Consider the following 10,242-nt stretch of genomic DNA (forward strand, 5'->3'; position numbering starts at 1 on the left):
TATCTTTTATCTTTAGTTTAATGAACTTAGTTAATATCAATTTAATAAATATAAACTCTATTTATTATTACGGAAATAAATGGATATATTTGAAATTTATATATTTATTATTAATTTTAATTTTTCAATTTATAATAATGAGATTTAAAGATAATTAAAATGTATTTGTATTAGAAGAAAATAACTTTAAAAAACAAGATGCAGTAGACAATTATTTATATCTTTTTTTAATTGAATCTTTCAAAAAATTAAGAAATCTTTTTTCTTTAATCTTATACATTTTATATCTTATTTCATTTTCTTCTGCATCTTCTGGATTGTCGAACATAAAAAGAAGATTATTTTTTTGATGTTTGTTTTCCATTTTTTTTATAGCTTCAAAATCTTTATTGTTTTCAATACTAAAATAGCGTTTAAAAGCTTCTAAAGCTACCTCTATGGAAAACTTAGATATATCATTAAAATCCTTTTCTATTTTTTTATTTTTTTCTTTTAATTTTATGTTTTCTTGTTGTAATCCTCTATATCTATCAACTAGTTCTTTAACATCCCCTGTAAAAGTAATAGTTTTATTTCCCTTTTCTCTATCTAATGTTGAACCTATTTCATCCTGATCCATTTTTCTGATAACATTTTTTGAATCATTATTCTTCAACATTATCACCGCCCCTTATTTCTTCAATCTTTTCACATACTATTTCTATAAGTTTTTTCTTAAAATCTTTATCCTCTCCATATTTTACATTATCATCACCAATAATTACAAATGGAACTAAAATTATTTTTCCATAGTCTTTTTCTATATTGTCAATTTCTTGTAAATCCTGCTGTTTATCAAAACAATAAGCTTTAAAATTTAAATTTATTAAATTTAAATCAGTCTTTAATTTAGTACAATATTCACAATCATTTCTAGTAACAATCTTTATGTCAATAATATCATCTGGCAGTTCCATTTTACCATTCTTATTTAAAATAGATTTATTTTTAGAAAATAATAAATTTGTTTTTAACCCTTTCATTTTTATATTTAAGTTATTATTAACTTCAAGGAAAAAATTATAATCTAATGGATTTTTTGCTACTAAAGAATTATATGATAATATCAAGTTTAATCTTTGACATCTTTTATATCTATTTAAATAATCTTTTTTCTTATGTTTTTCTTCATATATTTTCTTAAAAAGTTCCTTATATTGTAAATTATCTGCTTTAGTTTGAAGATATGTTTCATTTACTTGATCGTAATAATTTTCTACTTGTTCAAAATAATCTTCAACTCTTTGCATTTTTACATTCCTGCTTTTAGAATAATCTGCATAATACATTAAGGCAATGGCTATCAAGCAAACAAAGGGAAATATATAAAAAAATCTTTTTGCTTTTTTATTCAGTTTAACTCATCTCACTTTTTTTAATGGATAAAAATATGAATAATACCCATTGTAAATATTGAAATATCCTATATATTCTTTTCCTTTTTTGGTATTTGTCTTATAGTTTTTGTCAATTATTATTTTTCTTTTCCAAGAATAACCAGAAGGGATATAAATAACTTCACAAACAACAGCTGTATTATTAATAAAAGGTATTTTACTAATATTAAAGGATTCTTCTTTGTATTTTTCTTTTTTTATTCTGTATTTTTGTGAATTTTTTTCGATTAAACTATTACAAGCATCTTCAAAACTTTTTTTATCCTCTACAACATAAATTAAATTCAAGTGCTTTAAAATATAGTTGTAATTTTCATTATCATTTTTTTCTACATAAATTGTTTGAATGTTGTTATTTAGATTTTTGGGCAATTTATTCTTAATATATACCTTATCTTTTTTTGAATAATATCCCTTTTGTTCTAATAGATTATTAAACACTTCTTTTTCTTTAAAAATGTATGATGTGAGTAAAAAAGTGTCTTTTAATGTAGTTTCATTAGTTTTAAAGTCATGTTCATACTCAAATTTCTTTGTATCTTTATTTATATCTTTTAAAGAGTATATGTTAGTATCAATCATTTTGTTGTAAATATATGATTTCTTTATCTCTTCTAAAAGTTTTTTCTCTGTAAAATAATTTATTAAAAGATCTCTTGAATAGTTTTTATCATAATACATAAGATTTCTTATGTGATTTATTAAAGGTTCATTTTTTATATTTTCTTCAAAATCTACTTCTTTTTTTCTGACATCTCTATTAAAGAATTAATAATAAGGAGATCTACGACAGCATGGGTATTTGTCTTTTGGTTTTCGTTATTAAATTCAATTATAGTGTCTGTATAATATTCACCTAAAACGAAGTTTTCTTCGTCAATCTCAAATTCTAGTGCGTCAACAGAATTTAAGAGCAACATTGTACTTAAAAAGAAAAGTATTAAAAAATCTTTAATTATTTTTATATTAGTTATATTCGTGCTTGTTTTTTTAATGCTCAATCGTAGATCTCCTTTCACTTTAAGAATAACCTAAAGTTTAAAGAAATTCATTTTTTTTAAACTTACTTCTCCACTTCGAACATTTGATTATCTTGCTGTTTTTTATTTTGCTCTGGTGATTTGTTTTTTTTTTATTAGTTTTATCATTAGTTGTTTTATTGGTATTTTCCTTTTTAACCTTATTCTTTTCTTCTGAATTTTTATTTTTATCTTTTTCTTCAATTAATTTATCAAAATAATCTATATCATAAGAACCATCATCTGTTTTCTTATTTTCTTCTGTATCTGGAATTTCTTCGTTTAATACTTCATCTATTGCTCCTGCATAGCCTGATAAAATCCTATTAAACATTACATTATTGAAGAAGATGTAATTAGTCATAGTTGTTTCAATTCCTGCCAGTTTAACTTCTTCTAATTTTATTAAATAGTTTCCATCTTCTCTTCTTACTAGCTCAACAGGAATTTTAGTAACTTTTAACAACTTGTCTTCTTTAAATCCTTTTTCAATTTCTTTGCTAACATTCGTTGTGTCTACATCTTGATTTAAGGCATATAGGAAGTTTTTACCTGCATCGGAGTAATTGTTTATAACCATGGTTAAAAACAGAACTTTACCCTTTTTATCTTCACTTTCAACCTCATCTTGCTCTATCTGATATTCCACAAGAGGTCTTTTATCTAAATAATTTAACTCTACATTTGTAGTTTCAAAAAGTCTTAAATTAACCAACTTCATAAAATCATTAGGATTTTCTACATAATTTGAAGCATTTTCGTACTTGCCTTTTTTTAGATTGTCTAAAAAGGCAACTACTGTTTGTTGTTCTTTTGTATAATTTACTCCTTGTTTACCACCACAAGCAGTTAGGGTTAAACAAAAAAACAAACTTACTAATATTAAAATCTTTTTCTTCATATTTTTCTCCTTTATTGAACGACAATATTATCTAATGGCTTGTAATTTACTTCATCTATCTGCTTAGTTTCGTTGCCATAGTTCTTGAATACACTTACTTTTAATCCTTGTCTTCCTTTATATCTAACATCATCCTTATCTATCTCATATGCCTTTATATAAACTGTTTTAGGTTCTAGTTTATTGATAACCTTAGATTCAACAGTAGCTTTTTCATAATCTGATGGTATTCCATAAATCTGGATGGAATATGTTATTTCTCTGTTTTCACTTCTAACAGTTTTAGCTTTAATAAGGATTGGTGAAGACGATTGATTTTCTAAAATAAAGGGTTTGTTTTCATCATATTTAACATCAAGACCCATAGGGAATATTGGGTCGTAATATGAATAGTGGCTTACATTAATTGGCTCAAAGTTTGCCCCCAATAGTATTTCATATAAAGTAGACAAGCCCTGTGATATTCCTGCACCCTTAATTTCTAAAAAGTCATCAAGATATTCGTCTATGCCAACGCTAAACCTTGAAAGTCTATTTTTATATACTTCATCTTTCAAGTCTTTTTCTGTCATTAAATATCTATCTAAATTAAAAAGACCATAAGGTGAAATAAACGCATTATTCAAATAACTCATAAGTATTGAATTATTTTGTTCATAATATCTTGTGTTCCTAATTGTCAGCCTATCATTTAAATCTAAAGTCATTGGTTTAACTTTTATAGTTTTAGAATCTAAAAGCTCTAGTGACTTATTTACTATATTAGGATCAAGCTCTTTTCTTTTAATAGTTTCAATAGGAACTTCAATTTCTCCAATAAAACCCTCACTTAATATAGATTTAAGCTTTTCAGAATCTAGCTTTCTTCCGTCTACTCCTTTTTCATATTGGCTTTTTACGAATACTTTATCAGGGTCACTATATCCCAAGCTGTTTTTTTCTTTATCATAGGCAGGTATTAGCTTGTCGTTTATAGGTTCAAGGCTTACATCGGCAAAAAGAGAATCCGAAAAGTCTGCATATTTATTAGATTCTAGCTTAAAAACAGGGTTTATTTCTTCGCCTTCTGAAGCCTTTAACAGCTTATTAATAGTTTTAGCTATATCAACTTCATAACCAATATCACTCAACTTATATGTTAATGTTCTTGGATTTGTTCTGACATCATTGATATCCCCAAATTTAAAATTTATTTTTCCTTCCAAAAGTTCCTCTTGTTTTTCTTCTATTTTTTTCTTTGCCTTTTCTCTATTTAAATTTTCGAAATCAAGGTTTTTAAGGGTAACACCCTCTTTTATTCGATCGAGCTTACTTTCGTCAATCGTCTCTATTTTTGACGTATCTATTTTTTCTTCATTTAAAGCTTTTTTAGAAAACACGAAATAATAAACCAAGAAAATTAATATTGATAAAAAAAGAATTCCTAACAATACTTTTTTATTTTTGAATAATTTATTCATAATTTAAAAGCACCTCCCAATAATGTCCTTATTTTTAAAAGGACCCAAAGACCTACTATCTACAGAGTCTCCCCTGTTATCACCCAACAAATAATATTCATCGTTATTTAGTCTAACATTGCCTATACAGTCATCTGCATTGTTATATTTTTCATCTAAATAAGGTTCGTTTAATTTTTCTCCGTTTATATAAACCTTATTTTCAACAATGTCGACTTTTTCACCAGGTAAACCAATGACTCTTTTAACAATGAAAACTTTATTTTTATAATCTTTTGCTACAACTATATCTCCCCTCTCATATTTTTTTACCATGTGATTAACAACCTTAAAGTTTTTGTCTTGAACATTAGGAAGCATTGAATCGCCACTAACTCGAAAAACTCCAAAAACATGGTTTTGTATGGTTACCATTAAAAGAAAATATATAGAAATTATTATGCAAAATTTACTAAAACTCATATTTTTGAACATTTTTATATATCTCCTTGTTGCTAAATCTTGATAAGTTATTTACTAGTTTTAAACTTTTATTTACTTCTACATAAAGATTAGGATAGAACTTAATAAAGTCTTCTGCACCCTTATCGAAATTTGGATAAAGAAAAAGAAACCATAACTTAGGTATAAGAAATATCCCTTTATCTTCGTCTAAAAAGTTGTAAGAAACATTTCTATAAATAGTCTTTTTCATGTACTCGTATTTTAAAATCTCATATAAGTTTCCATAATTGTATTTGTTAAAATCAATTAAATTTGAATACTTGTATTTAATATCTTCATTTTTAACACAATCTAATATTTCTGAATATATTTCTCTGTATCTAGGATCTTCTTCTAAACTATCCAATAAAAATGCAATGTCTTTATATTCTTCCAAAGAATAATCATCTTTAAAGCTTGCTAGTGTACTATTGTTTGATTTAATTACTTTCAAATACCTAGCCAGCCTGTTTAAATTAATTTCTCTAAGTTCTTCTGTATAAGCACCCTGATGAGTTGTAGTCCATTCACAAAGTTTTAAAAACAACTCCTTATTAATTCCGATCTTGTATGTAGACCATTTATGCACAGGCTTTTTACAATAAAAAATATTGTCATCTTCGAGAACGTCTACACCTGTATTTAAATTACTCCTTAGCATGCTTTGTTCTCTCTCATAGTCTAAGAATAGAACTAATTCTTCCTCTTTTAATTTTTTATAAAGTAAGTCTTCTATTTTTATCACCTCTATCTTAAAAGTAACTTAAAATTAAAATGTTGTTAGAAAAAAATTAAATTTTCTCTAACAACACTAAATAATCGTTTTTTATCTGTAACTTATGATAAATAAACATTTCAAAAAACAATTTTGGAAACATCTCGTAAACCCTTTTATCTAAATATAAAAGAATATATTTATATGAAGCACGCTTTATTAGTGCTAAGAGAGAGTTTAAATACTTTTTGTTTAAATATGAAAATTCATCTTCATAATATAGTGGCTGAACCCCATGGTAGGGATTTTGTGCCAGATACTCTAAAGGATAATATAAAGTTAGGTTTTTTCTGTTTATTGGTGGATCTATTATTAAAAGATCACCTGAATATAGTTTTATAAAATCCTTATAATCATAATTAGAAATCTTTATATTCATATTTTTAAAATATTCATTAGGCTCTAGGTATCTAAAGTTAAAAACATTATCATTTGCTATTTCGCTTTTACTTTTAATGTAGAAATATCCATTTTTAATGTTGCTTGCCCTATATACTGAATATATGAAAGTTCCATACAAGGCATTAAAGACTTCATCTTTAAAAAAAGATTTTATTTTCGTGCAAATACTTATGAATGGAATCTATTTTTATCGAATCTTTTTCTCCAAAAAAAGAAGTATTTACACCATGAGAATATTTTTCAAAAATTTGACCTTTATATAATTCAGCACTATTTATTTCATTTATTGCATATTGCAATTCTAACGAAAAGTCGCTATTAAGACTTTTTGTATAAACAGATAAATAATAAAACAAAAACTTGTATTTATCATTTAAAAGTATTTCATTAGCGTGTCTAAAAAAAGGAATAGATAAAGAAGCTGTTCCAGCAAAAATATCTGAGATTTTATTGATTTCTTGCTTTTCTACATAGTTCATTACAAAACTATAAGCTTCCCTTTGTATGATTCTTCTATTTTGATAAATTGGCAGTTGTCTAATCATTCGATATCCATATAGTCTTGTTGATCCTTAAAAATATCTTCGTCAACTTCTATATCAGCAAATTCTTCGTCTAATTTTTTCTTTGTTTTATCCATCTTTTCATGGATTTTCTTATCTTCTTCTTCTTTTGTCTTTTGCTCTTCTTCTAAGAGCTTTTGATTTTGAAGATCATCAACTTCTGAATTGTCCTCATCCTTAATACCATTCTTTTGCCTGTCAAAAAAGTCTGTAACCCTAGCTATAGGGTGGATTACCTCTTCTTGCTCTAAAATATATACAGCAACAAAAGATTCGATAAGGACTAAAACTAACAAGATTATTGTTTGCATTAACATTCTCCTTTCATCTGTTTATTGAAAATATACCTTAAATTTCTTTTATTTTAAGATTTAGCCAAAAAAAATTACTTTTTAAGGTATTTTCTTTATGAGAAATAATTAAGGAAGGAGAAATAAAAAAATGGGAAAAAAATATGAATCCATGTCTGATTTGTCCGAAGCTCAAAAAAGGAATGTTTACTATTACATATCCAACTCTAACAGCTTTCCAGATTTAAAAACTAGAACTGAAGAAGCTGGATTTAATTGGAATAAAAAAGGCTCAACCTCTGACAGAGATATGAGAGCAAGTAAAAGTGGTGCTATAAGTTTATTTAAGTCTGATATTTCTAAAAGTGGTTATGGATTTAAAGACTACTCAACAGGATTTTCAGCACTAAATATAATTGACTTTCAAATATATTTAGATGCTAACGGAACGGCAACAAACGGATTAAAAAATGATAATTCTATTAGAGAAAAAGCTGTTGACAATCTAATAAAAGACTATGGCCTAACCATGAACAGCTTACTAGAAAAAGTTTTTGAAAAGTCTAAGCAAGACAACAGAGGAAACTTTTCAAAACTTAAAAGTAAAAATAAAAGAGATTTGATAAAGAATAAAACACCTGAAAAAGAAATACAAATTCTTGGTGATAAAAAATCTTATAACGAAAAAAATAAAGAATTTAAACTTAATAAATATAGAGTTGATCCAAAAACAAAAGAAGATATTTACAAATTAAATGTAATGTCTAAAAAAATTGAAATAGACCCAAAGGATAAAAACCAAAGAATTGGAGTTTTGAAAAACTATACCTATGATGCAAAAAAAATGACACCTAAAGAACCAGCTTGGCAATATTTAAAGAAAGTTAGGAGACTTTCTGATGACACAATCAACAAATATAAAGACTCTATGTTATCTGTAAAACTATGGGATGGTAAAGATGGCATCGCATTTTTAGGAACTAACAACGGGAAAATATATACTGCTGAAATTAAAAATTTTGACAAAGAAAATAAAAGAAATTTTAAATATAATAAATCTGGAGACAACTTCGCACCTTTTGAATATATAAAAGATAAAAACAAAAAACTAGATAACTTATTTTTTGTAGAAGGTGCTATAGATGCCATGAGTCTAGACGAAGTTTTGAAAAACAAAGATAATATTAACTACGGAATTATTGGAATTGGTGGTACAGGAAATCTTGTAAAGGCAGTTGAAGACTCTTTAAAAAACTTAAATGTTGATTTAAATGATATTACCTTAGCAATGGATAATGACAGAGCTGGAATGGATGCTGTAAAAACTTACATTGAACATTTTAAACATATACCTAACCTGTCATATCCATATAACATGTTAGACAACTCTTCATATAGTGAGGCAATAAGGTTAGGAGTTGCAGAACCTGATCCAAATAATAAAAATGAAATAAAGATAGCAAAAGACTTTAATGACTTTTTAGTAATGGGAAGAAATATTAGAGATTTAATAAATAAGGGTGTTAATTTATCTTTTTCAGGAACAAAAAAATGTTACATCAATAAAAATTATGACTCCATAACTAAAACAAAGGATAAACATTTTGAAAAAGTTTTGGACGAAGTTTCAAAAAAGACTGGCTTGACAAAAGAAGAAATTGACAACTACCTTTTAAGAAATAACAATGCTGGTTATTATAAAAAAATCATAGCACCTAAATTAAAAAAAGAAGAAAAATCTAAAGATAAGGATTTAAATTTGAACAAAAGCTTAAATGAAAAAACTAAGCTAAAAGAAAGGGTCGATTTTAAAAATAAAAATAACATTGAAAAAAATACAGCAACAAAACAAACAGAGAAAGAAGCACGTCCAATAAAAAAAACAGTTAAAAAAGAAACCACTGTAAAAACAAACAAAGAAGTTAAAGACCCAACACCTAAAGAAAACAAAACTAAGAACACATTAAAGACTAAACCGACAAAGGAAGAAGTTAAAACAAATTCTTCTAAAACGACAAGTCATTATATAAATAAGAACAGTTTAAAGGATGGATTGAGAATGAACAATGAGAAAGATGAAATTAAAAAAGAACCTCCACTAAGTCGTGAACAATTTAAAGAAATATTAGATGAACTAAACAGTCAACCCATTTTTGTTTTAAAAGCAAAAGATTATAAAGGTAAAGAGTATAAAAGTTTCGTTTCTTTAAAGGATCTCTTACAAAAAGATGTAGGTTATAATTTCAAAGCAAATTTTAAACCATACGGATTAGAAAACTCAGAATCAATTGCTCTACTAGACAAGCTAAGAACAGGATCTTTTTTATTACAAGCACGAAAAGAAGATGGGAATAGTATTAAAGATGCTTTTATGCAAATAGACATAGACATAAAAAATAAAAAAACAAACGTAAAAAATTTAGAAAATCCAAAAGAATTTAATCACTCAGACAGATACAAGGGATTTTTTATTGAGGACATTAACGAACTATATTCAGATGGAACTCTTATAACAAATAATATATTTTCTGAAAACTATAAAGTAGAAAATAGAATTAGTTATGACAAAGATGTCTTTGGATATTGCCAAAATTTAAAAGATGAAAAAACAGAGATGCAAAAAATTCAAAACAATGATATTATTGATAATTTAAAAGATAAGAATAAAATTTTTGAAAGTTATCCACTAATGATTTCAACAGTAGATAAAGATAAAATTAATTTAGAATATGTTCAAGGTCAAACAAACTATATAGGTAATAATAAACAACACACTTTTAAAGACGTTAAAACCGAAAAAGGAAAAGGAGAAATACAAAGACAAGGAAGACTCTATGAAGAGTTAGACAAAAGCTTTCTGATCCAAGAACAAAGAAAAATAAATCAGGAATTTCAAAGATAAATAAAACAAGG

The 10,242-nt window shown here is 25.9% G+C and carries 12 protein-coding genes; 1 reads left to right on the forward strand and 11 read right to left on the reverse strand.

The window, feature by feature from the left end; all coding sequences use genetic code 11:
- Positions 1–211: 211 nt before the first annotated feature.
- The 11 genes from RH95_RS08815 to RH95_RS08865 form a co-directional block, all read right to left on the reverse strand.
- On the reverse strand, positions 212–658 hold the full coding sequence (locus RH95_RS08815; RefSeq protein ID WP_010248408.1) for a hypothetical protein: 447 nt from the start codon (positions 656–658) through the stop codon (positions 212–214).
- Positions 645–1,328 carry a thioredoxin domain-containing protein gene (locus RH95_RS08820; RefSeq protein ID WP_158309980.1) on the reverse strand — a complete coding sequence of 228 codons (684 nt, stop codon included), beginning with the start codon at positions 1,326–1,328 and terminating at the stop codon, positions 645–647. Before RH95_RS08820 ends, RH95_RS08815 begins: the two co-directional genes overlap by 14 nt.
- Before the next feature lie 72 nt (positions 1,329–1,400).
- Entirely contained in the window at positions 1,401–2,117 is a 717-nt protein-coding gene (locus tag RH95_RS08825; protein WP_010248412.1) for a hypothetical protein, read from the reverse strand.
- 53 nt (positions 2,118–2,170) lie between these two features.
- Positions 2,171–2,437: a hypothetical protein gene (locus RH95_RS08830; protein ID WP_010248414.1), complete on the reverse strand. Its 267-nt coding sequence runs from the start codon at positions 2,435–2,437 to the stop codon at positions 2,171–2,173.
- A 37-nt stretch (positions 2,438–2,474) separates the two neighbouring features.
- The gene (locus RH95_RS08835) at positions 2,475–3,356 is read right to left on the reverse strand and encodes a hypothetical protein (RefSeq protein ID WP_010248416.1); all 882 of its coding nucleotides are present in this window, start codon (positions 3,354–3,356) and stop codon (positions 2,475–2,477) included.
- 11 nt (positions 3,357–3,367) lie between these two features.
- A complete protein-coding gene (locus tag RH95_RS08840) occupies positions 3,368–4,816 on the reverse strand; it encodes a VanW family protein (protein WP_010248418.1) in 1,449 nt (482 codons plus the stop codon).
- Between the two features lie 3 nt (positions 4,817–4,819).
- Positions 4,820–5,278 (reverse strand): signal peptidase I, encoded by a 459-nt coding sequence (gene lepB / locus RH95_RS08845; protein ID WP_158309981.1) that lies wholly within the window; start codon positions 5,276–5,278, stop codon positions 4,820–4,822.
- Positions 5,268–6,044 carry a hypothetical protein gene (locus RH95_RS08850; protein ID WP_010248424.1) on the reverse strand — a complete coding sequence of 259 codons (777 nt, stop codon included), beginning with the start codon at positions 6,042–6,044 and terminating at the stop codon, positions 5,268–5,270. The genes lepB and RH95_RS08850 overlap by 11 nt, the downstream gene beginning before the upstream one ends.
- 46 nt (positions 6,045–6,090) lie before the next feature.
- Entirely contained in the window at positions 6,091–6,594 is a 504-nt protein-coding gene (locus RH95_RS08855) for a hypothetical protein (protein WP_010248425.1), read from the reverse strand.
- A 19-nt stretch (positions 6,595–6,613) separates the two neighbouring features.
- Positions 6,614–7,021 carry a hypothetical protein gene (locus tag RH95_RS08860; protein ID WP_010248427.1) on the reverse strand — a complete coding sequence of 136 codons (408 nt, stop codon included), beginning with the start codon at positions 7,019–7,021 and terminating at the stop codon, positions 6,614–6,616.
- The gene (locus RH95_RS08865; protein ID WP_010248429.1) at positions 7,018–7,350 is read right to left on the reverse strand and encodes a hypothetical protein; all 333 of its coding nucleotides are present in this window, start codon (positions 7,348–7,350) and stop codon (positions 7,018–7,020) included. Before RH95_RS08865 ends, RH95_RS08860 begins: the two co-directional genes overlap by 4 nt.
- 130 nt (positions 7,351–7,480) lie before the next feature.
- On the opposite strand from RH95_RS08865, the gene RH95_RS08870 reads away from it, so the two are divergent.
- Positions 7,481–10,231 (forward strand): toprim domain-containing protein, encoded by a 2,751-nt coding sequence (locus tag RH95_RS08870; protein ID WP_010248431.1) that lies wholly within the window; start codon positions 7,481–7,483, stop codon positions 10,229–10,231.
- The last annotated feature ends 11 nt before the right edge of the window (positions 10,232–10,242 follow it).

It is taken from the genome of Peptoniphilus rhinitidis 1-13 (assembly GCF_000246925.1).
Classification (GTDB): domain Bacteria; phylum Bacillota; class Clostridia; order Tissierellales; family Peptoniphilaceae; genus Peptoniphilus_A; species Peptoniphilus_A lacydonensis.

Excerpts from the sequence above, each read along its gene's own strand:
- RH95_RS08815 (WP_010248408.1), bottom strand. The coding sequence starts at position 658 with ATGTTGAAGAATAATGATTCAAAAAATGTTATCAGAAAAATGGATCAG.
- RH95_RS08820 (WP_158309980.1), bottom strand. The coding sequence starts at position 1,328 with ATGTATTATGCAGATTATTCTAAAAGCAGGAATGTAAAAATGCAAAGA.
- RH95_RS08865 (WP_010248429.1), bottom strand. The coding sequence starts at position 7,350 with ATGCAAACAATAATCTTGTTAGTTTTAGTCCTTATCGAATCTTTTGTT.
- RH95_RS08835 (WP_010248416.1), bottom strand. The coding sequence starts at position 3,356 with ATGAAGAAAAAGATTTTAATATTAGTAAGTTTGTTTTTTTGTTTAACC.
- RH95_RS08825 (WP_010248412.1), bottom strand. The coding sequence starts at position 2,117 with ATGTATTATGATAAAAACTATTCAAGAGATCTTTTAATAAATTATTTT.
- lepB (WP_158309981.1), bottom strand. The coding sequence starts at position 5,278 with ATGAGTTTTAGTAAATTTTGCATAATAATTTCTATATATTTTCTTTTA.
- RH95_RS08870 (WP_010248431.1), top strand. The coding sequence starts at position 7,481 with ATGGGAAAAAAATATGAATCCATGTCTGATTTGTCCGAAGCTCAAAAA.
- RH95_RS08860 (WP_010248427.1), bottom strand. The coding sequence starts at position 7,021 with ATGATTAGACAACTGCCAATTTATCAAAATAGAAGAATCATACAAAGG.
- RH95_RS08840 (WP_010248418.1), bottom strand. The coding sequence starts at position 4,816 with ATGAATAAATTATTCAAAAATAAAAAAGTATTGTTAGGAATTCTTTTT.